A 21155-nucleotide genomic window follows, 5' to 3' on the forward strand; every position below is an offset into this window, starting at 1 on the left:
CTTCTCTATGAATACCACACACTCAACATGGATCGAGCTGATGGCATTGATGTCAGAGGGTGATTTTTGCCCCGTACGTTTGCGGGAACATATCAATAGATTTTTGGTTGCTTTTCTTAAAATTGGCTTTATAAGACTTTAAAAATAAGGTTATGATAAATTTAATGACATTGATTAATAATTATTTGAGTGATTACAAAATGAATCCTGCGGCTAAAGCAGCTAATACGATCAATGGTGCTGGAATTTTTTTTGTAACTAGAAGTACAACGGTACTAAGCATAACAAGAGTATTATCGATTGCAAATCCACTCTTTTGCATCAGGATTATTGCAGCCACGGTAATAAGTCCACCAGCAACAGCAGTAATACCTTTCAAAGATACTTTAATTCCTTTAATCTTCTTTAAGTTTTCCCATATTGGATATACGAAGTAAATTAAAAGTAGACCTGGCAAAAATATTCCTATCCCTCCTGCAATAGCACCCAGAACTTGGGTTAATACACTTCCTCCACGGGCTGCCATCCCGCCTGCATAGGCGCTAAAGCTAAACATCGGCCCTGGTAGTCCTTGTACCAGTCCAAAGCCAGTTAAAAACTCCTGATTTGTCATATACTGATTCACTTCTACTAACTCACTATACATTAGCGGTACTACTACCTGTCCGCCTCCGATAACTAGGTAACCATAGCGGTAAAAACTTTCAAACAAACGGAGAATTCTGTTATCCCATACAAAAGTAAGAAGAAGGCTTCCTAATGCAAAGATTCCAAAGGCAATAAGGTACTTCCAAGGAGGGGTTAATTTAACACGGTTCCAAAGATCCTTCTCTTCTGAAGTAATAATACTTACCACGCCACCAATAATCAATACCAACGGAAAGATCCAAGGTGCCCGAATAAAGTAAGTGATTACCCCTCCCATTATCAATAACAGCAAAGTGATCTTGTCTTTTACTACCTTGCGCCCTATGCGATATGCAGCTACGACAATAAATCCTACGGCTATGGGACCGATATAGCGCAGCACATCCTGCGATATATTCATGCTGCTAAAAAATTGGCTTAAAAATGAAAGTAACATCATCAATGTAAGTACCGGTAAAGCCCATACCAATATAGTTAGAAAAGCTAACAATGGCCCTCCCATTTTATGCCCAATGGCAACAATGGTTTGTGTACTACTTGGACCAGGTAAAATTCCTGTTAAAGCGATCAGTTCAACCAGTTCTTCTTCAGTTAAATACTTTTTCTTCATAACCAGTTGCTCTGTAAAAACACCGTAATGGGCTTCAGGACCTCCGTAAGCCCCCAAAGAACAAATGAATACATCTTTAAGAAATGTACTCCATTTAATAGTTTCCATTTTCTTTTCTCCTTATTTACTTAGTTTTATCCGACTTTCCAGCCATGCTCTTCAAGACGTTTATAGATAGCAAACCAACCATCTTTTTCAGAAAGTTCTTCTGGTGTTCCACTCTCTACAACTCTACCAGCATCCATTATGTGTACAGTATCGGCATCAATGATTGCAGAAATCCTATGACTTATTGTAATAATTGTGCGATTTGAGCTGACTTGTCAAATGGCTTTAATAGTACCTTCTCTGTTAATGCATCTAGAGCAGATGTTAATTCATTCAATAAAAGAATCAGTAATGTTTTATTTTTCGTATATGCAATCATATTTTCGGTATACACATAAAAAACGCTTATTAAGTTTTTTATAATTGTTCCCTCATTCTACCATGGCCTCCAGAACAGATCATAAGCTTTCCCCTAACTCAGCTAATATATATCTTTTCACTTCTAATCATCTATTTAACTGCCATACAGAATAATTCAATAGTCCAGCAAAACTTACCCAAAGTATGTATGGAACCATTAAATACCCTGCAATTTTATCCAGTCTATAAAATTTAGCAGTAGTAATAACGATCAATACCCACAATAATATCAACCATACTAAAGCAAATCCTCTTTGTTCAAACCTGAAAAATATTATAGTCCAGAAAAAGTTCACGAAAAGCTGTGCTGCATAGAATAATAACGCGCTTTTTACTTGTGGATCTTTGAAGCCAAGACTATATATTCTATATGATGCAATTCCCATAAGTACATATAATATAGTCCAAACAACAGGAAATACCCATCCAGGGGGAGCAAATGAAGGTTGGATTAAATTTTGATATTGCTGCATTGTATCTCTAGTAAAAAACGAGCTTAATGAACCTACAGCTAGAGGTATTGCTATAGCAATAATAAAACCTACAATACTTCCTTTGTTAAGAGAATGTAATTTTCGCATTTACACCACTTCCTCGTTATAAGATTACTACATTATATTTCACAACAGGGTAAATATGCTCTTTTAATATTGTTTCCAACAACTCCACTCTCTAGCATCACTTTAATGCCATGAGGATGCTTATGAGAACTGGTTCTTAAAGCTTCTTTGTTGCTCTTAAAGTCATCATACACATAAAATCCCAATGGAACAAACCCTTCCCTCCCAATTGCTAATGGTCCGCAGTCATAACTGCATACACCATATCGATTCCATGAAACCTTATATCTCAAGGAATTTAAGATTTGTTCATCTTTAAAGATTGTGGGCGGATCAATTGATAAATCAATTTTATTGTACATGGAAACCAAAACATGATCTCTTACATCATCTTCAGGCAGTACATCAGATTTAAAGTATACATCAAAAGCATATTCATGAAGTCCAAGCCTCAACCACCAAAAGTTCTGTAAATATTCCCACGCAAGTGAATATTCCTTGTCCTTGATAAAAGACTCAATTTTGATACGCCTTTCCCACCCCCAGCATAAACACTACCTACAATAGTTTTTTCATTTCTTAGTGCTTCCCAAAAGCCAATCCCAATATCATGTCTATGGAGGTAAAATGCATCACTAAGTACAATATTTTTATTTTGCAGGTGAGAGTATTCAACCTCTAGATATTATCTGAACCTTTCTCTTAAATCTTCAATCAATAATTCGTTATTGCTTAATGGCAAATTCTCCACCTCTGCTATATGTATTCTAAAATAAAAACAAAACCCTCGAATATGCACTCGAGGTTGCTTGAATATTTGCATATTGTCCTACTTAAAATTATAAGATATTTCCAAATATTTATCAATGTAAACTCGGGGTAACTTAAAAAAGCCGACTCAGATCATCGATCCAAGTCAGCCAGATAGTCCCTTATTATTACCCATCACACTCCATCTCTGTTCCATCCATAAACTGGATAACAATCTTTCACGTTTCAAAGACTTTGATATGGTCCAAGGTTCTTAAGATGAAATCCGTATCGATTTCTTTGATGTGTTTAGCTCCTTCTGTTATATTGGTAAACGCTGCGAGAGCTTCCCATTTCCTCTTTAACTCTTCACGATTGTCAAGTAATGCGTTCCCAGAGAGTATAAAGGAATCTATAAGTATGGCTTTATTGATGTGTCTGTTGATTCAAGAGTCATAGACTAATTTTCCTACATAAGATTTTTCTCAATATATTTCAGTAATAACAACTCCTTATTCTCCACTGAAACCACCCATCTGGGTTAGTAGTTGATTTAAGGTTTGCTCCCGCTCATCATTGCCTCCTAAACCTCCATTGTCACGTTTTTTACCGAACACTATGAACTAAATATGCACTGTTGATCAAATTAGTTTCAATGATATAAAGCCATCCTTTTAACTTTTTTCGGATGACTTTTCATTACACCACTTCCTTTTTATTTATTTTAGCTTTAGTTTACTTAGCCTTTGATTTAATTCATGGGATTTTGTCTCCATATGACTGACACCATCCAACAGATTTTGAATTGTTTTTGCCTCCCCATCTATACTTATAGCCACTTCCTTTGTCGATTGGGTATTTTCCTGTGTAATCTTCTCTAGGTTTTCCATGCTATCAGAGAGAATAGCTATGCTAGCATTAATTTCCTGACTTGATGCCGATACTTCCCCTATCATTCTTGAAACCTTATGTATTGAAGTGGTAATATGATTGAATCTTGTGATCACTTCTTCCATCTCTAGATCACTTGCTGATTTTTGCTGGGTAAGTTCCTCCATGGATTTAGAGGCATTACTAATTCCCTTTTGTATATCTCCTAAAAGCTTACCTATTTCACTAGCTGATTTTGAAGATTCTTCTGCTAATATTTTTACTTCCTCCGCAACTACGGCAAATCCCTTACCATGCTCCCCTGCCCTAGCTGCCTCTATTGAAGCATTCACGGCTAGTAGATTTGTTTGTTTGGAGATGGCCGTAATAACGTCAACTATATTGTTAATTTTTGTTGAATATTGACCTAATCTAAGCATAAATTCCGTCGTTTCATTTACAACTGTCCCTACCTTTTCAAGCTGCCATTTCATTTTTTCTACAGCCTCGTTTCCTTTTTGGGAATTGATTTCAGTGTCTATTACTTCTGCTGTTACCTTTTGAGAGTACTCTGCAATTGCCTGGATAGCTTGATGGATTCCTTCAGTAGATTTAGTCATCTTTGATGCTTCCTCCGATTGTGCTATCATTCTATCTGTTACATTTTCAACGGTAGTGTTCATTTCTGCAAAAGTTATATTTACCTCCTCAAAAGACTTTGAAAAATGTTTACTGGTATCTACTAAATAATCGGCATTTTCATTTACCTTTAATAAGAGATCTTGTATTGTATCCAAAATTTGATTGGTACACTTAGCTAATTCACCAATTTCATTGTTTTCTTCAATATTAACTCGCTTTGTGAAGTCTCCCTTAAGCTCTGCTATTTCCTTCATTTTGGTTAATAGCCCCTCGATAGAACGACTTTGTCTCATGGTTATAAAGCGGACAATGCCCCATATAATCAACAAACTAATTGCCATAATCCCTACCAAAATACCCAGTAATATCATCTGTAACTTTAATAATACATTTATATTGATATCCATTCCTAAAATAGCAGTTACTTCATCATTTTGTATAATAGGTATGTAGGCTGCCACATAGGCTTCTTGGGTGAAAAAGTCTTGCTCTATACTCGTAGCGTGGGGAGTAGCCGTCTCATAGACCAATTCCTTCTCTTTATTGTCGTAAGGAAAAGGCATGCCAATCTGCAATTTTTCTTCTCTAGATGCATCTACAACATAGATCCATTCATCCCTTTGGTCTTTTGCAAAAATATAGATATGAGGTACTATATCTTCAGTTAAGCTAGAAATTTCCTCTAAAATAGCTTCAATATTTCTATAGTTGGAATCCTCTGGATTCTTTTCTTTGATCAATTCTTCTAGGTTATGTTGGGCTAATTCCCTAGAAGCAATTCTCCCCATAGTGTTTAAAGACAGTGTCAGCATCTGTTGCCCTACTGTATTTACTGCGGTATAAATAAAGAATCCAAACCCTAAAAACAAAACAATGATTAGCATCATAATGTTTTTTGTCCACTGCTTCCGTAAAGTTGTCTTTTTGTTCCTTTCAATAAAAAAACCCATAGTAATCCCCCCTAATAATGCCAAAATTGTCTTCAACCTTTAATTAAAGTAATTTAATTAAGACTCCATTTGGATAAGCTTTAAAACTCCATCCAAATGCAAAATCCTGTTACTCAAGGACTTTGCATTTCCCATCTCCCGCTTACACAAATGGAAATCTTGGAATTGCAAGTCATCGGATAAATATGTGCATTATGAACTATGCTGTTTTACATCTCCTCTTAGTTTTAAGGAAGGTCTATTGATAACTAACTGTTGAGCTATTTGAAATAGATTGCTTATGCCCCAGTATAGGGTCAAACCAGCAGGGAAGCTTCTTCCCCACCAAAAAATCATAACAGGCATGAAATATTTCATCATAGCTTGAGTTACATCTTGTTTTCCTCCTGAAGTTGACATCGTCGCACTGGATAGGTAGGTGGTTAGCCCTGCAAATAGGGGTAGTAACCAAGGATCTTCTTGGGATAGATTTGGTATCCATAAAAAACCCGCCTCTACTACTTCCTGGGAAAATCCAAAATCTACAGGGTTTCTTAATACGGTAAATAAGCCAATAATAATAGGAAACTGAATTAGTAGAGGCAAACACCCTCCAAAAGGGCTAACATTGTATTCCTTATACAGTTCCATTACTTTTATATTCATCTGTTCTTGATTATTTTTATATTTTTCTTGTACTTCTTTAATCTTTGGTTGAAGCTCCTGCATTCTTTTCATAGATTTTGTTTGTTTCATCGTTAAAGGCACCATTGCTAGCTTTACGATAACTGTAAATACTATGATAGCTACACCATAGCTACCGGTTAGCTGAAATATTATTCTTAAAAGTGCACCTAAGGGTTGTACGATAACGTTCAAATGAAAACCTCCTATAATTTGTTATTTCCTTACATCTTTTTTACATTAATGGGGCAAAAACCCTCAAAATAGAAGACCCTACAGCCTTATGCCACTTAACATTCTGTAAATCCTCCAAAGTAATTTTCCTGCACAATTTCAAAGTATCTAGAAAATCTTTTTTCATCTCCATAACACCACTACAATTATACATCCAAACACCACATTCAAAGTGTAGGTATAGGCTCCTATAATCCATATTGATTGTACCAACGACACCGTACTCATCATCTGATATATAGGTTTTGGAATGGATGAATCCTGGGGTGTATTCATAGATTTTTACTCCGCTTTCAATGAGAACCCTATAATAAGATCTAGTAACTGCATGAACATACCATTTATCTGCACAATGGGGAGTAATTATGCGAATATCAACGCCCCCCTTAGCCGCTGATGTTAGAGCTGTAACCATTTCATTATCGATAATCAAATAGGGAGTTGTAATATATACGTATTTCCTTGCCTTATTAATTAAGTTCAGATAAACTATTTCTCCAACGGTTTCCTCATCTAATGGACTATCTGAAAATGGTTGAATATATCCAAGTCCATTTCTTAATTTTACCTGTGGTAAGGTGATAGGCTTAAATTGCTGGAAATCTTCTGCTATCCCTCTAATATAATCCCACATTGATAGAAACATTACCGTCATACTCCATACAGCTTCACCCTTGAGCATAATGGCAGAATCCTTCCAATGACCGTGCTTTTGAAACTTGTTTATATATTCATCTGCTAAGTTAATCCCTCCTGTAAAACCCGTATGTCCATCAATGATTGTAATTTTACGATGATCCCTATTATTGAGCATGGGGGATAATAGTGGAACTAAAGGGTTGAACACACAGCACTTAATTCCCATCTTTTCAAGTTTTTTATTATACCTATAGGGTAGCGTGAACAAGCAGCCTGCGTCATCGTATATAACACGAACATCTACACCCTTTGATGCCTTTTCTACTAAAATATCAAGTATGCTATCCCACATAATACCTTCCTCAATAATGAAGTACTCTACAAAGATGTAATGTTCTGCTTTTCTTAGCTCTTCCTTTAGTTTTTCAAATTTTATTTCTCCTATGGGAAGGTATTCGGACACTGTATTGTGGTAGGGTGGATAATATCCATAGTTTTGAATATATCGGGACTGATTAGCAGCAATTTCATTTTCTTCCTCCAGCTCTCTTATAATTGATTCTTGAGGGGGCAATGCCTTTTTCGTCCTATCTGCTATAGATTTCATCTTATGCTTTGCTCGTTTGCTTAGCTTGTTTCTTCCCCAAAAAATATAAAACAGTCCTCCAAAAATAGGAAATAACAATATAGCTATGATCCAAGCTATTTTATAAGAAGGATTAGTATGATTATTTATAATACCTAATACTACAGCTATACTAATCAGTATGCTTCCCCCATAAAAAAATATAAAATAATCATTAAATTTTGAGATTACGCTTATCAAAACTCCTAACTGTAACAGTACTGCAATAACTAAGAGAGTAATTCTGTGCAACACAAATTTTTTAACAAATTTCATTTTCCTCATCTCTCTAATTTTTATAGTAAAAGCAATATTAAATAGAATTATTGATGGGTAACATCAGATAAGATTTCTTATTAACCTTTAAATACCTTCTATGCTCCCACCTAGTATAATGAGTGAATATGAACTCATTATGAACTCAATTTATATTTTTGTAGTATACTAAAATACACCCAATTCTTGACAATCTACACTTGCTTCACTTCTTACTAAAATTAGTTGTTAAGATCACCTGTTAAAAGTAATTTTTTCATGCTTTTATCTCCGCTTTATACCCTAGTCTTCTAACTGTAACAATCTCAAACTCACTGCAATCAGAAAACTTTTCCCTCAGTCGCTTGATATGAACATCTACTGTACGCTCGTCAGTTTCTGCCTCCATCCCCCATATTTCGTCCATTAGTGTTGTCTTGTGAATATTTGCTTAGGATAGCTAAGAAACTTAAATAAAAGATAAAACTCTTTTTTAGGCAAAATCATTGTACTATCTTTACTATTCACAGTTAAAGTATTATAATCAAGCTCTATTTTACCAACTACTAACCTAGACTCATTAATGATTTGAGATCGACGTAATAAAGCAGCTACACGTAAAATCATCTCATCCATATCAATAGATGTAGTTCATCAATAGCTTTTCATTCTACTGAATTCATGATAGACCTATTATAGTGACCTAATATGAACTGAATATGAACTTCACAGTCTAAACTATATATTTAATATTAAGAAAGAATACCGGCACATGGAAATTAGTAAATGCCAAGAAATTGACGTATAGAAATCCAACTTCATAGCTGATACAATAAATCCAGCTGACTTGCCTACACAACGCTTCAACGCTCATATTACTACTTACGCTGGTTGCTGGCTACAAGACTGCTTGACCACTATCTTGACTGGACTTTCACCAGTAAGCAATTAAAAGTTTTCAACTGGACGCGCATAGCCTTACCACGCATTCAACATGGGTTGAGCTGATAGAATGAATTTCATTCAATGTGTCCGTAGGTGGAAACATATTCATGGCATTTAGGCACTATCGGTATAAGGGAACATATCAATCAGTTATAGTCCTTTTCCAAATGTTATAAGCGATGCTTACAGTTCCGATGTTGAGCAGGTTTGTGGAAGCGAGTGCGGCAAACTTGACCTAGGATAGCAGATGTAATAAATATTAAGACAGTCCAATAGTTTCTTTATAGCAATTTGGTAGTGTAAATAATCTGTGCTTAAGTGAAAATAACAACTCCTTTCTGGCAAGAATTAGTATATAATTCCAAATCAGAAAGGAGTATTTTTATGGGTGTATTACCAAAAGAAGTCTTAAGGGAAATGATAGCAGAAGGAAATTTAAAGACAGTAGATGATCTGCATTCTTTCCTGTAGGATCTTTTTAAAGATGCCCTGCAGGAAGTGTTAGAAGTAGAGCTTGATGTAGAATTAAGCTATGCTAAAGGAGACAGAAAAAAAAGAAACAGATAACTGAAGAAATGGTTATGGAGAAAAGTTTCTTTGTTAGCTAGTAGTTCGTTTATAGTTTTTATAACTGCTGTCTGCAGTATACAATACTTGGTAAAACATACTTGCTACTACAAACTCTCCTTTTACCATTTTTGCCATTTCGAATGTTTGTCCTCCTCACCAGTCCTTCCTGAATCTGCATAAAGAGGTCCCGTGAGATAATAGGTTCATGACTATTTTCCACATAATACTGGGGAACGATGCCGTTATTCTTGACTCGCTTTTTAGAAAGGAAATCTACTGTATAGGTCTTTTGCAGGAGTGCATCTCCGATGTACTTCTCATTCTGCAGTATCTTTTTCAGTGTTTCAGGTCTCCATTTTTCTTTTCCCGCCGCGGTTAGAGTCCCATCTGCCTCTAACCCTCTTGCTATATGCAAAAGGCTGGCTCCCTCGAGGTATTCCCTATAAATTCGTTTTACAATCTCTGCACCCTCAGGGTCAATCACCAGTCGCTTATCTTCATCCTTAGTGTACCCTAAAAACCTGTTGTGGTTGACTTGTACTTCGCCCTGTTGGTAGCGATATTGAATGCCCAGTTTCACATTTTGGCTTAAGGACTGACTCTCTTGTTGGGCAAGGGAAGCCATGATGGTAAGTATAATTTCTCCCTTGGAATCCATTGTGTTGATATTTTCTTTCTCAAAGAAGAATTAAATTACTATTTGCTTCTTCTCTTTTAAATTTAATTTTCACTATAATAATTTTCCAGTTCTATTTGTGCATCATTTGGGATTTCATCCCACTTTACTTCATCATAAGATGTTACTTCGTTTTCATTCTTAACATAGAGCATTAAATATGCACCTTGTCGTAATTCTTTACCTGCAGAGAATTCTACATCTATTGGTTTTCCTTTTTTATCAAAGGCTTTTTGCTTGTATATATATCTAGTTATTACTTCCTCACTAGTCAACCTATCTTCCATAATTTCTGTAGGTTCTATAACTTCTATATATACATTATTTTTTCCAATCCTATTAATATCACAAGCAGTAAATACTCCTACCAACATTAATATAGCTAAAATAACAAATGTCTTTTTCAAACTTATTCTCCTCCTCTATAATAAATTGATAAAATCCATTAAATCAACAACTCCACGTATTGTAAATAATTCAAGCCCCATCACTTTCTTGTCTTTAATTATTTATTTGATGCTGAGTAAAACCAATTTCTTAAAACTTTGTTTATCACAGAGACATTTTAATAACTCTCTTATAATAAACCACAGATAGAATGCAAAAAACTGAGTACAGTGCTGCATACAATCCCATGACAATGATCATCGGCGTCCATAGCTCGGTACCGAAAAAGAACCAGCCTGATTTGACGGCAAAGTAGCTGTGCAAAAGGCCAAGTATAAGAGGGATACCGAAATTGAATAGCTGCTTTCTTAGTATTCCTTGCAGAAGATCTTTTTGAGTGAAACCTAGCTTTCGCAGTATCTTGTAATTTAGTTGTTCTTCGTCCCCTTCTTCCACTTGTTTAAAATAAAGGATACAGCCTGATGTGATCAAGAAGGCGAGACCAAGGAAGCCAACACTGAACATGGTAAAGCCCATATCGATTTTTTGCTCCCGATCCACTGAGTATTGAGAGCTATTACCGAGATCTTGACTGAATGGCATATTGTTAAAAAGTTTATCAGCTGCTTTCACTGTTCCTCTATCATCTAATGTATAGCCAATATAAATAGATGACTCTAGTTGAATTTCTGGGTTCATGTCATTAGAGAGGGTTGCAAATGTGGTTTCATCCACAATAGCTGTAGGCAATCCTCCAGTAAAATATAGAGGTAGCACATTATCTTTTAATAATCCTAAATACTCTTTACTAAAGGCTGTCGTTAATCCGTGAAGGGTGATTGTTCCTGACCCTTGCAAGTTTAGTAGTGTCTGCATCGCATCATTAAATCCAGAGAATACCGTCTCGTCTTCACTTACATCAATGTCTTCAACATGACGGTCACTAATCACTGACATTCTCATTTTGCCTCCGTCAATCTGCAAGTTTTCTATATTACTGCCCATAATCTCTTGGATATCAACTTCCACTTGAAGCACATCAATCTTTTGTTCATTGTAGGCAATCCCATTTTTCCTTAACACTTCACCGAAGGCCTCGGCATTCTTTGTTGTTACAAATGCAAAATCAGTTGGTGCAATACTCTTAGCATTTTTTTCAACTGAATAGTAGGAGATATAGTTTAAGGATAGCAGACCAATTGCAAGTGCTGATACGGTGGTGATAATTGTAAGCAACATGGCATTTGATTTCATGCGGAACATTATGGAGGATAGTGACATCACTTCATTAATGTTTAAATATCCATCTTTATTTTTTCTAATCATGTTGGCAATAAAGCGTACAGAACCTTTGTAGAAAAAATAAGTCCCAATAATTACTGACGTTAAAATAAAGATCATGACAGAGAATAGGTTGTTCATCGGAACAAAATCCCCATCAAAAAGCCTCGCCGATACATAATAACCAGTGGAAATTAATACCAGTCCAAGAATCCCTATCAAGATTTCTACGATAGAAATCTTTTTCACTCTACTTTCTGTTTTACTCTGCAGATGAAATAGAGACAAAATGCTTTGGTGTTTAATAAATACATAATTCATCAGCATAATCAAAAAATAGATACCACCGAATACCTGCAATGTTTGGATGAAAGCTTGGCCAGAAAAATACAGAGAGGCAATGGCATCCATGTCCGTTACTTTGAATAATACCATGGCTACTAATTTTGAAACAGCAAAACCAATAAAGGTTCCGATTAATAGTGAGCCAAAATAAAGTAGTAGATTTTCAGCACTTAGGATCATGAAAATACGGTTTTTAGTCATTCCTATCAGCTGAAATAAACCAATCTCTTTACTGCGTCTTTTGATAAATAAATTATTTGCATATAACAGAAATACTGACACAATCATAATAAGGACTACAGATATAGATCTGATTGCTGCTAAGCCTCTAATTGATCCAGCTGCTTGATCCATTGAAGGATTATATTGCAAGGTCACGAAGGAAAAGTAGAGGGCAGTACTAAAAATAAGTGCAAACACATATAAATAATAGCTCTTTAAGTTCTTTTGAAGACTACGGATAATAAGCTGATTAATGCTCATAGTGCACCCCTCCCAGTACCCCTTGTGTCTTCATAATATCCTTTAGAAATGTGTTGCGGCTTTCTTCGCCTTTGTTCAATTGGGTATAGATTTGACCATCTTTAAGAAAAATAACACGACTGCTGTAGCTTGCTGCAACAGGGTCGTGAGTAACCATCACTATGGTTGCTTTACGCTTTTCATTTAAATTGGTTAATTTACCCAATAAATCAGACGCTGCTTTTGAATCAAGAGCACCCGTTGGCTCATCAGCAAATATGATACTTGGCTCGTGAATGAAAGCTCTCGCCGCAGATGTCCTTTGTTTTTGACCACCTGATATTTCATTGGGATATTTATCTGCTATCTCTTCAATTCCAAGATCTGCTGCCACCATTTGAAATTTCTCTAATGCTTCTTTTTTGGCAGTATTTGTGATAGAGAGGGGTAATAAGGTGTTTTCTTTTACTGTTAACGTATCAAGTAAATTATAGTCTTGAAAGATAAATCCTAAATGATGCTTTCTAAACTCCGCCAGCTTCTTTTCTTTGCTTTTAGTTAGTTCCTCACCTTGGATCTTTAAGGAACCATGGCTTAGTCGGTCAATCGTTGATAACACATTTAGAAGAGTTGTTTTCCCCGATCCTGACGCACCCATGATCGTAACAAATTCCCCCTTTTCAATACTAATATCAATCCCTTTTAAGACCTCTTGTCTCGTGAATTTATTTCCATAGCTTTTATGGATTTTTTTAGCTTCAAGTATATTCATAGAGAAGTTCCTCCCTTTATTGATATATCCTTATTATATCTATTCTTGTCTATGAAGTCCTTTCATTATACTAACAAAAAAGCAAAGCGAGTGACATTTTTGTCACACGCCTTGAATCTGAAGAAATCGATTCTCTTTTGAGAAGGTGAGGGTCACGGTTGTCCCTCTTCCAAGAGTTGACTGAATGGAAATGCGAATACCAAGTGGGATGGCAGCCTTTTTTGCTAAGTATAATCCCATGCCTGTAGCATGTTGGTCCTGATGCTTGCTTGTAGACGTAAATCCTTTATCGAAGACTCTTGGCACATCACGGGGGTCTATTCCGCGGCCGTTATCTTCTAGGGTTAGGATCGTTTGTCCCATTTGATTAGCCGATTGTATCGTAATTTCAGAACCTTCTTCGCTATATTTTACGGCATTTGTTAAAAGCTGCCGAAGGATAAAAGACAGCCATTTTGCATCAGTGAGGACATGTGTTGAGACTAATTCTACATCAAAACCAATTTTCTTTTTTAAACACCAAGACCGTAACATATGAATCTCACTATAAAGAAGTGACTCTAGCTCTACCTTTTCAATGAACAAATCATTTTCAATGAAAGGTATACGCTTTTGATGCAGCTGTTGATCAAGCAAATAGTGGATTCTTAACCATTCATGCATGAGATCAGATTTCAATTGATGATCTTCCGAACGATCAATGATTAATTTCAGTGCTGTTAATGGTGTTTTCACTTCATGAATCCAAGAAAGTAGATCGTCCTTCTCTTGTTCAAGGAGAAGCCGACTGGTAGAGGCATCTTTTTCTAACTGTTCTATTGAAGAGGTAATCTGCTTATGAATGAACGATTCAAATGAACTGCTTGGTTCAGGAAGACTTGTAATATCAGTGGTTGAATCTCTTAAGCTCAACTCTTTATAAAATGATGTCTCTTTGAAATAACGAATAACGACAAACAGAAAAGAAATAACCAAGGATAGAAATACATAATAGAAAATAGAGTTAATGGAAAGAGCGGGATCTAGGTATGCGAGTATTAAAGCAAGTAGCGGTAAAAGTACAATCAAGATAATCCAGCTGATTCTCTCCAGCAAGAATTTCTTAATCATTTTTCCACCTGCTCTATAGCAATGTATCCTTGTCCCACCTTTGTTTCTATTCCATTTTCTAGTCCAATTTCAGCTAATTTTTTACGCAGCCTATTTACATTCACTGTTAAGGTATTATCACTTATAAATCGCTGATCATCCCACAGCAGGTTCATTAAATATTCTCGGCTGACAACCTTATTTTTACATTCAATGAGTATCTTCAAGATAAATATTTCAGTTTTAGTAAGCTCTATCATTCCCTTTTCATTTGATACACGATTTCTCTCCAGGTCAACCGTTGCACCCATCCATACCTTCAGGTCTGAAGTGGTGGTACTGTAGTTATATACACGACGCAAAATGGCTTGTATTTTTGCAATTAGCACTTCAAAGTGAAAGGGCTTTTGAATGAAATCATCTGCACCTAAATTCATCGACATCACCATATCTGTAGGGTGATCCCGTGAAGATAAGAAGACGATCGGAACATTGGAATACTCACGGATCATGCGGCACCAATGAAAACCATCATATTTAGGAAGTTGGATATCGATAATCACTAAATCTGGTTGGATTTCAGCAAAGCTCTCCATGACACGTTGAAAGTTTTCAACCCCATGCACTTCATATCCCCAGTCTATAAAGCGATCTTTTATCTCTTTAAATAGAGTAGTATCGTCTTCAATTAATAATATCTTCAATAACATAATCACCTACACTTTCATCTTAATAAACAATTACCTTATTTCAGTAAATTAGTATTTTAACCTGTTGTGCTAGTAAAAGTTACAAATAGAAAAACTTCAATGAATTATGTTAACTTATCTTTGATAACAACCACGAAATCAAGATAGGAGGATAACATATGCTGGAGCTTACTAAGAAATATTCTATCAAAAAAATTGCTGATTTAAAAGACTTCATTACTGTCACCTATGTCTTAATTGACAATATTTACAAAGAAATTACTCCAACACATATTAAAAAACGCAGAAATATCAACGAGTCTATCCTAAGTGATAGTCAAATAATTACCCTCAGTATTGTTGGGGAACTACTCACTATTGACTCAGAAAAAGCATGGTTAGGATTCTGTAAGAAGAACCTAAAGGATTTATTTCCAAGGTTTAGCCATAGAACTCGCTTTAATAGAACCCGTAGAGCACTACATTCGGTAATTGATGCAATTCGTAAGGAACTAACTTCCATGTTAGGATTTCGGGATAAATCCTTTAGGATCGTAGATAGCATTCCTATTCCCGTGTGTAAGTTTGGTAGAGCACGCTTTCATAAATCTTTTAAAGTTGACTCAGCTTATGGGTATTGTGCTTCTAAAAAAGAAACCTACTATGGATTTAAACTACATGCTATCACTACGATAGAAGGATTTATCACTAACTTTATCCTTACACCAGTAAGCATCTGCCCTCGCAACTACAATCAGAAAAGGGAATTCAACTAATATTTATGAAAAGGAATAACTGTAAATATCCCTATCCTAAATGGCTTCGTCAACATATTTTTAAACTTAGAAGGCGAATTGAGACTACCTTTTCACAATTGACGGAACAGCTAAATATCAATAAAGTCTTAGCAAAATCTCCATGGGGACTTATGACAAGGCTTAGAACAAAGATCTTATCCCATAATCTCTGTTATTATATCAATATGCTGTTAGGCAAGGACATTAACCTAGGACACATTAAAGAACTAATATTTGGATAATATATCCAATGTTTGTTCATAAGAGAAATTTTTTTTGTAAAAATAAATTGGTAAATTTATCTTACTGTAGATTTACTAGCACATGAAGTTACTTTAAGATGAGGTGCTCTGTTTTCATCCCAGTCTTTATTCAGAACTGCTACAAATAGAAATTTTACTGCAGTACGATGTACATTAATTGTTTGAGGATTTAGTTTTAATATCATTTTTAATTATTTATTGTAGAAGCTCCAAATTGCTGGCTATCTTTTAAGTAGGAAAGAAAATTCCGGACATCTGTATGGTCATCATCCAATTTGCCGCAATACTTACAAAGGCTAACAAGTGCATGAATAAATTTGTTTTGAGTATTTACTCATAATCCCTTTTTTCCATATCCATTCTTAGAATTTCTTTTGTGTTTTCATAGCTCATTTTAACATCTCCCGTAAAATATATTTGCTTTTGCATTGATATATTTTAGCATAGGAGTATAAGAATAGAGCTTCTTAATCTGTGGCAATCAATAATTTCAGATTAGGAGCAGAAATTTGAATTGAGAAGCCACTAAGACAGCAGTTTAGTACAAATCCTTAGATACGCGTAAAAGTTAGACCCCCCCTAAGCAAAATTCCCTCAAAACCGTAGTCTGAGGGAACATAAAATACACTTCAATTTTATCGAAATTTCTCTAAGCCTTTGATTTCAAGCTATTGGCGCTCTATCAAGACACAACATTCAACATGGTTTTTGGTAGTAGGATGATAATATTTCGCAGAACAAGAGGAGTCTTCCCCCTATAACTCTCCTTTTTAACTCTTAGTACTGCATCCTAATCTCTCTTTAATAATCTTAAAGTTAATCAAAATTCTCATTTGCGTTTACTTATGTTGCTTTAGTGCATTCATTTCTGCTACTGTATAGAAGTAGTAGCTAAGTCCGGTTTGTTGACTTTCTAGCATATCTCTGTGAAAGTCATCCTCAATAAAAAACCGGGCTGTCTCAACAAGTTCTTTAACATCAGTAGGCATATCATGAGAATTCAAGAACTCTATATGTCTTTCTAGTTCTTTTTTTAGTCTCTCGTCATTTGGTCTCCATCCATTTTTCAAAGCATTAGCTAGAAAGCTCATAAACCTTTCGGATTCTATTGCCATTTCATTTAGTTCATTTACATCAATTGAATCTGTATCCATCTCAAATTCATACGCTTCACTTAAATATTCTTTTTGCTCAGCAATTACCTCTTTCCATTCCTCTTTATTCAGTCCTTTAAACATTTTTGATTGCTCCATATTTTCTCCCTTCTCAGCACAAATGATTGATTCTTCAATTGTCTTTAATATCCCATCCATTCTTTCACTCCGTTCACTTAGAAGCTTGTATTGCCGTTTTAAGGTCTCAATTCTATTTGATTCATTATCCATTGCCGTTTTTATGTCCTTCAATGAAAAATCTAATTCTCTATAAAACAATATTTGCTGTAATCTTTCTAATTCTTTTATTCCATAAATTCTATACCCACCCTCTGTTACTTTAAGTGGTTGCAACAGACCTACCTTTTGATAATGATGCAACGTCTTCACAGTAGTCCCTGTTAATCGGGCAACCTCTTTAACTGTATACTCCATAAATACTTAACCCCTTTCATGTTTTATCCTAAGTTAGAATCAATAGCTTATTTAACCGCCTTAGTTGAAAACTAAATATTAATATTATTATATTGAGTTTTGAAATTTCTTAAATGACTGTAGTGAAATCAAAACGCATATTACTCCAAATAGGAGCACCATAGCTCCATTAGTAATAACCTCTGACCAATTAACTTGTGAGCTTAGCACCTCACGAGCCCCTAATATTGCCCAATCAATAGGATTCACAGTGCTTATTATACGAATCCAAGACGGCATAAGATGTCTTGGCATAAATGCTGATGATAAAAACATAAGGGGCAAGGTAAAAAATTGCAGGGCAGTTATCATAGCTTCATGCTTACGTGTTATAAGTGCTAAACTAATGGATAGAGCACTAACCCCTAGCCCCAACAATATAGGGATAGTTAAAAATATTATTATACTAGAAATATTTAAGGTAAATCTTGCCCCCATAGTTAAAGCCAGTAGCATTATCATAATAAACTGAACTAGCAAAAGAACAATTAGCTGCACTAATTCACTTAAGATTATTACAATTTTATTTATAGGAGTTACTAAGAAACGTTCCAATGCTCCGTAATTTAAATCTGTTAATGTGCCCATCCCTGTATAGATACCGATAAACAATGTATTCATTACTATCATACCCGGCAGAATATACTCAACATAGGAATCAGTGAAAAAACCTGGAACCTGAATGATTCCTTTGAATAGATTACCAAACAATAATAACCATATGATGGGCTGTGCCATTGACATAAAAATAGTCATTGGTCTCCGAAATGTAGGTCTAATACGACGAAACGCCAAATTCCAAGTATCCTTTATTAATTTTTTCATATCTATCGCTCCTTAGTCATTATATTAATCCACGATATTAAGATTCAATCCTCTTACCTGTGTATTTTAGATATACTACATCAAGGGAAGGGGGAATAATCTCGACTGAAACTACATCTATTGATAATGATTGTAATACCTGTAGTATATTAGGTAATATGCTTGAACCTCTGCTGACTTGTAGTTGTAGCTCTTTACTTTTGTTTTTTACCTCTATAATACCTTCTTGCTTTTTTAAAACATCTTCAACGTGAAAAATACTATTAGAATAATTTTTTCGTAATTCTATCTTAATTATATCCCCTGCCAATTCTTCCTTTAATTCTCTAGGAGACCCTTCAACAATAACCTTGCCTTGATCAATAATCGCCACTCGATCTGCAAGACGATCAATTTCATCTAAATAGTGAGAAGTCAGTAAAATAGTAACCTTCTCCTTTTTTGAGAGATTAGAAATTATTTCCCAAAGAATAGACCTTGCCTCTGGATCGAGACCAGTAGTTGGTTCATCTAAAAATAAAATCTGAGGATTGTGGATGATTCCCATAGCAATATCCAATTTCCGCAGCATCCCACCGGAATAAGTCAAGGTAGACCTATTGGCAGCCTCCTCTAATTTAAAAATATTTAATAATTCATCTACCCTATCATGAAGATACTTGCCTCCCATCTCGTACAGTTGTCCCTGTAAAATTAAGTTTTCTCTACCTGTTGAGTCATAACAAACTCCTGATTTTTGAGAGACACACCCAATGACACGACGAACCTTATTAGGCTGCAATAAAACATCAATTCCTAATACATTAGCTTCACCACTATCAGGCCTTGATAATGTAGTCAAAATTTTTACTGTTGTCGATTTTCCTGCTCCATTAGGACCAAGAAGCCCATAAATAGTTCCAGATCTAATACTAAAGGTTAGTCCATCTAATGCTTTTATGCTACCTCTATAGTTCTTTACTAAATTATTGACTTCGATGGCGTTATTGTTTTCGTTCTTTAATAACATTTGATTACCTCCTTTAAATTGTTGATATTGAAACTGTAATCTTTCGGCTGGTATTTCTTAATGTATAAATTGCCACTAATATCATTACTTTTTAAGGTTTATAATATTTCGATATTATCTCTAAATTAATATTAATGCCTCCCCTTAGGTAAGAGTCAAGTAATTAGACTAAAAAATTTTTCAGCACTTTGATTACAAGATTCTAAAAAATAAAAAGCAAAATCCCCCAGACTATCGTCTAGGGGAAACATATATTACTTTCCATTTTTATCTTAAACCTTCTATAACACTGGTTTTAACCTACTTCTTCACTATCAACAGAAATTTTACTGTCAGGCTTTAGAGGTCTTCTTCTATTAACTGTAAAACAGTCTCCAAGGCATCCATTCCGGGACGGTTAAAATATCTTCCATATTAATATGTTTGGGCTTTTGATCCCATAAGATAAAGCATATTTTTTCATATATCCCTTCTTTAATTCAGGAAAATAGATCATTCCTATCCCAAAAGTCAGTACTCCTGTTACTTTTGCTTTTCTACAGTAATCTATAATTCCTAAAATATTTTCTTCATTGTCATTTATGAATGGTAATATAGGCGTTAACCAAACTACAGTTGGTATACCAGCCTTATGCATTTCCATTAATATGGCCATGGGACTGGCCATGGGGACTGGCCATGGGTGGCCATGGGGACGTTTTGTTTGCCCCAAGTGTTACTTAATTTTATCTAGTATACCTCTTCCTATTTTTAGTATCCTTGATAATTGTCTGTTACTTGCTCCAGTTGTCTCTTTTATTCCTTTAATCATGTTATCTCTAGCCTCTATATCTAAATTATGTAATATGGATATATCTACTAATAAAGATATTGTTTCTTCTAATTCTTCATCAGTATATCTCTTTTTAGGGTTGTACTCTAGGCACTTATCCTCCCTCTCTTCTGTCATATACTCTATAAAACCTTGTATATCCTTGAAATAATCTAATGCAAATGTAGAATTAATCAATGTGTCTTTTTTGATATATGAATTATAACTGCTCCACTTATAATCTTCTATTCTTTCAACCATCCCCGCTTTTATTGGGTTTTGCTGAATGTATCGTAATACTATGAGAAAATAATCATCTGTATTTACTGGTTCACTTTTAAATCGATTTTGAAAAAGATGTCCTGTTCTTCCATTTTTAATATTATGGTATTGTGCATAACCCACAGTTATTCTTCTAACGACATCTCCAATCTCCTCTGATTCTGTTTTAAGCAACATATGTACATGATTCGTCATTAAACAATATCCATATATTGTGAAATCTGACTTTTCTTTTGCTTTCTTAGTATACTCAATAAATTTTTCATAGTCTAAATCATTTATAAATATATTTCTTTTATCTATCCCTCTCAACATAATATGATATATTCCTGTTTGACTTTTTTCTCTTGCTGTTCTGGCCATATTTATCACCCATTTTTATCGTATCATATCTATAATCCCATGGCAAT

At 35.0% G+C, this 21155-nt stretch carries 20 protein-coding genes and 2 pseudogenes; 2 read left to right on the forward strand and 20 right to left on the reverse strand.

Features of this window, described 5'->3' with window-relative positions; translation table 11 throughout:
• Positions 1–193 precede the first annotated feature (193 nt).
• The 9 genes from chrA to CACET_RS21430 form a co-directional block, all read right to left on the reverse strand.
• Positions 194–1366 (reverse strand): chromate efflux transporter, encoded by a 1173-nt coding sequence (gene chrA / locus CACET_RS12915; RefSeq protein WP_044826440.1) that lies wholly within the window; start codon positions 1364–1366, stop codon positions 194–196.
• Between the two features lie 181 nt (positions 1367–1547).
• Positions 1548–1685, reverse strand: coding sequence for a hypothetical protein (locus CACET_RS20525; RefSeq protein WP_158386061.1), 138 nt, complete (start codon positions 1683–1685; stop codon positions 1548–1550).
• A gap of 127 nt (positions 1686–1812) precedes the next feature.
• Entirely contained in the window at positions 1813–2307 is a 495-nt protein-coding gene (locus tag CACET_RS12920; protein WP_044826439.1) for a TspO/MBR family protein, read from the reverse strand.
• A gap of 32 nt (positions 2308–2339) precedes the next feature.
• Positions 2340–2741 (reverse strand): DUF2196 domain-containing protein, encoded by a 402-nt coding sequence (locus CACET_RS12925; protein ID WP_044826438.1) that lies wholly within the window; start codon positions 2739–2741, stop codon positions 2340–2342.
• Between the two features lie 1014 nt (positions 2742–3755).
• Positions 3756–5498 (reverse strand): methyl-accepting chemotaxis protein, encoded by a 1743-nt coding sequence (locus CACET_RS12930; RefSeq protein WP_044826437.1) that lies wholly within the window; start codon positions 5496–5498, stop codon positions 3756–3758.
• A 192-nt stretch (positions 5499–5690) separates the two neighbouring features.
• Positions 5691–6356, reverse strand: a complete 666-nt coding sequence (locus CACET_RS12935) for a YidC/Oxa1 family membrane protein insertase (RefSeq protein WP_044826436.1) — start codon at positions 6354–6356, stop codon at positions 5691–5693.
• 40 nt (positions 6357–6396) lie between these two features.
• A complete protein-coding gene (gene cls, locus CACET_RS12940; protein WP_044826435.1) occupies positions 6397–7935 on the reverse strand; it encodes a cardiolipin synthase in 1539 nt (512 codons plus the stop codon).
• A 256-nt stretch (positions 7936–8191) separates the two neighbouring features.
• Entirely contained in the window at positions 8192–8341 is a 150-nt protein-coding gene (locus tag CACET_RS21425) for a winged helix-turn-helix domain-containing protein (protein WP_479722626.1), read from the reverse strand.
• Complete coding sequence (locus CACET_RS21430) at positions 8341–8550, reverse strand: hypothetical protein (RefSeq protein ID WP_479722627.1); 210 nt, start codon at positions 8548–8550, stop codon at positions 8341–8343. Before CACET_RS21430 ends, CACET_RS21425 begins: the two co-directional genes overlap by 1 nt.
• Before the next feature lie 693 nt (positions 8551–9243).
• Between CACET_RS21430 and CACET_RS21435 the strand changes: the two are divergent.
• A pseudogene (locus CACET_RS21435) lies at positions 9244–9420 on the forward strand (IS256 family transposase); the annotation flags it as partial.
• A 64-nt stretch (positions 9421–9484) separates the two neighbouring features.
• Here CACET_RS21435 and CACET_RS12950 read toward each other — a convergent pair.
• From CACET_RS12950 to CACET_RS12975, 6 genes are all read right to left on the reverse strand, one after another.
• Positions 9485–10087, reverse strand: a complete 603-nt coding sequence (locus CACET_RS12950; protein WP_479722628.1) for a recombinase family protein — start codon at positions 10085–10087, stop codon at positions 9485–9487.
• 62 nt (positions 10088–10149) lie between these two features.
• Positions 10150–10512, reverse strand: coding sequence for a YxeA family protein (locus CACET_RS12955; RefSeq protein WP_044826434.1), 363 nt, complete (start codon positions 10510–10512; stop codon positions 10150–10152).
• 145 nt (positions 10513–10657) lie between these two features.
• Positions 10658–12601 (reverse strand): FtsX-like permease family protein, encoded by a 1944-nt coding sequence (locus tag CACET_RS12960; RefSeq protein ID WP_044826433.1) that lies wholly within the window; start codon positions 12599–12601, stop codon positions 10658–10660.
• Complete coding sequence (locus tag CACET_RS12965) at positions 12591–13352, reverse strand: ABC transporter ATP-binding protein (RefSeq protein WP_044826432.1); 762 nt, start codon at positions 13350–13352, stop codon at positions 12591–12593. Before CACET_RS12965 ends, CACET_RS12960 begins: the two co-directional genes overlap by 11 nt.
• 102 nt (positions 13353–13454) lie before the next feature.
• Positions 13455–14462 carry a sensor histidine kinase gene (locus tag CACET_RS12970; protein WP_044826431.1) on the reverse strand — a complete coding sequence of 336 codons (1008 nt, stop codon included), beginning with the start codon at positions 14460–14462 and terminating at the stop codon, positions 13455–13457.
• Positions 14459–15151: a response regulator transcription factor gene (locus CACET_RS12975; RefSeq protein WP_044826430.1), complete on the reverse strand. Its 693-nt coding sequence runs from the start codon at positions 15149–15151 to the stop codon at positions 14459–14461. Before CACET_RS12975 ends, CACET_RS12970 begins: the two co-directional genes overlap by 4 nt.
• A 158-nt stretch (positions 15152–15309) precedes the next feature.
• Here CACET_RS12975 and CACET_RS12980 point away from each other — a divergent pair.
• Positions 15310–16169 (forward strand): annotated as a pseudogene (locus tag CACET_RS12980) (IS982 family transposase).
• A gap of 860 nt (positions 16170–17029) precedes the next feature.
• Here the strand turns inward: CACET_RS12980 and CACET_RS12985 are convergent.
• The 5 genes from CACET_RS12985 to CACET_RS13005 all read right to left on the reverse strand — a co-directional run bounded on the left by CACET_RS12985 (position 17030) and on the right by CACET_RS13005 (position 21108).
• Positions 17030–17779, reverse strand: coding sequence for a MerR family transcriptional regulator (locus tag CACET_RS12985; protein WP_044826429.1), 750 nt, complete (start codon positions 17777–17779; stop codon positions 17030–17032).
• Positions 17780–17866: 87 nt separating this feature from the next.
• On the reverse strand, positions 17867–18643 hold the full coding sequence (locus tag CACET_RS12990; protein ID WP_044826428.1) for an ABC transporter permease: 777 nt from the start codon (positions 18641–18643) through the stop codon (positions 17867–17869).
• Positions 18644–18680: 37 nt separating this feature from the next.
• A complete protein-coding gene (locus CACET_RS12995) occupies positions 18681–19652 on the reverse strand; it encodes a daunorubicin resistance protein DrrA family ABC transporter ATP-binding protein (RefSeq protein ID WP_044826427.1) in 972 nt (323 codons plus the stop codon).
• Positions 19653–20049: 397 nt separating this feature from the next.
• A complete protein-coding gene (locus CACET_RS13000; RefSeq protein WP_044826426.1) occupies positions 20050–20364 on the reverse strand; it encodes a radical SAM family protein in 315 nt (104 codons plus the stop codon).
• Between the two features lie 3 nt (positions 20365–20367).
• The gene (locus CACET_RS13005; RefSeq protein ID WP_044826425.1) at positions 20368–21108 is read right to left on the reverse strand and encodes a transposase; all 741 of its coding nucleotides are present in this window, start codon (positions 21106–21108) and stop codon (positions 20368–20370) included.
• Positions 21109–21155 lie beyond the last annotated feature (47 nt).

Origin of the sequence: Clostridium aceticum (assembly GCF_001042715.1) — a bacterium.
Taxonomy (GTDB): Bacteria; Bacillota; Clostridia; order Peptostreptococcales; family Natronincolaceae; genus Andreesenella; species Andreesenella acetica.

Bases quoted from the DNA above. Each gene is read 5' to 3' on its own strand.
- CACET_RS12975 (WP_044826430.1), bottom strand. From the start codon at position 15,151: ATGTTATTGAAGATATTATTAATTGAAGACGATACTACTCTATTTAAA.
- CACET_RS12960 (WP_044826433.1), bottom strand. From the start codon at position 12,601: ATGAGCATTAATCAGCTTATTATCCGTAGTCTTCAAAAGAACTTAAAG.
- CACET_RS20525 (WP_158386061.1), bottom strand. From the start codon at position 1,685: ATGATTGCATATACGAAAAATAAAACATTACTGATTCTTTTATTGAAT.
- CACET_RS13005 (WP_044826425.1), bottom strand. From the start codon at position 21,108: ATGGCCAGAACAGCAAGAGAAAAAAGTCAAACAGGAATATATCATATT.
- CACET_RS21430 (WP_479722627.1), bottom strand. From the start codon at position 8,550: ATGGATGAGATGATTTTACGTGTAGCTGCTTTATTACGTCGATCTCAA.
- CACET_RS12990 (WP_044826428.1), bottom strand. From the start codon at position 18,643: ATGAAAAAATTAATAAAGGATACTTGGAATTTGGCGTTTCGTCGTATT.
- CACET_RS12965 (WP_044826432.1), bottom strand. From the start codon at position 13,352: ATGAATATACTTGAAGCTAAAAAAATCCATAAAAGCTATGGAAATAAA.
- CACET_RS12950 (WP_479722628.1), bottom strand. From the start codon at position 10,087: ATGGATTCCAAGGGAGAAATTATACTTACCATCATGGCTTCCCTTGCC.
- CACET_RS12995 (WP_044826427.1), bottom strand. From the start codon at position 19,652: ATGTTATTAAAGAACGAAAACAATAACGCCATCGAAGTCAATAATTTA.
- CACET_RS12930 (WP_044826437.1), bottom strand. From the start codon at position 5,498: ATGGGTTTTTTTATTGAAAGGAACAAAAAGACAACTTTACGGAAGCAG.
- chrA (WP_044826440.1), bottom strand. From the start codon at position 1,366: ATGGAAACTATTAAATGGAGTACATTTCTTAAAGATGTATTCATTTGT.
- CACET_RS12985 (WP_044826429.1), bottom strand. From the start codon at position 17,779: ATGGAGTATACAGTTAAAGAGGTTGCCCGATTAACAGGGACTACTGTG.
- CACET_RS21425 (WP_479722626.1), bottom strand. From the start codon at position 8,341: ATGGACGAAATATGGGGGATGGAGGCAGAAACTGACGAGCGTACAGTA.
- cls (WP_044826435.1), bottom strand. From the start codon at position 7,935: ATGAAATTTGTTAAAAAATTTGTGTTGCACAGAATTACTCTCTTAGTT.
- CACET_RS12970 (WP_044826431.1), bottom strand. From the start codon at position 14,462: ATGATTAAGAAATTCTTGCTGGAGAGAATCAGCTGGATTATCTTGATT.
- CACET_RS12920 (WP_044826439.1), bottom strand. From the start codon at position 2,307: ATGCGAAAATTACATTCTCTTAACAAAGGAAGTATTGTAGGTTTTATT.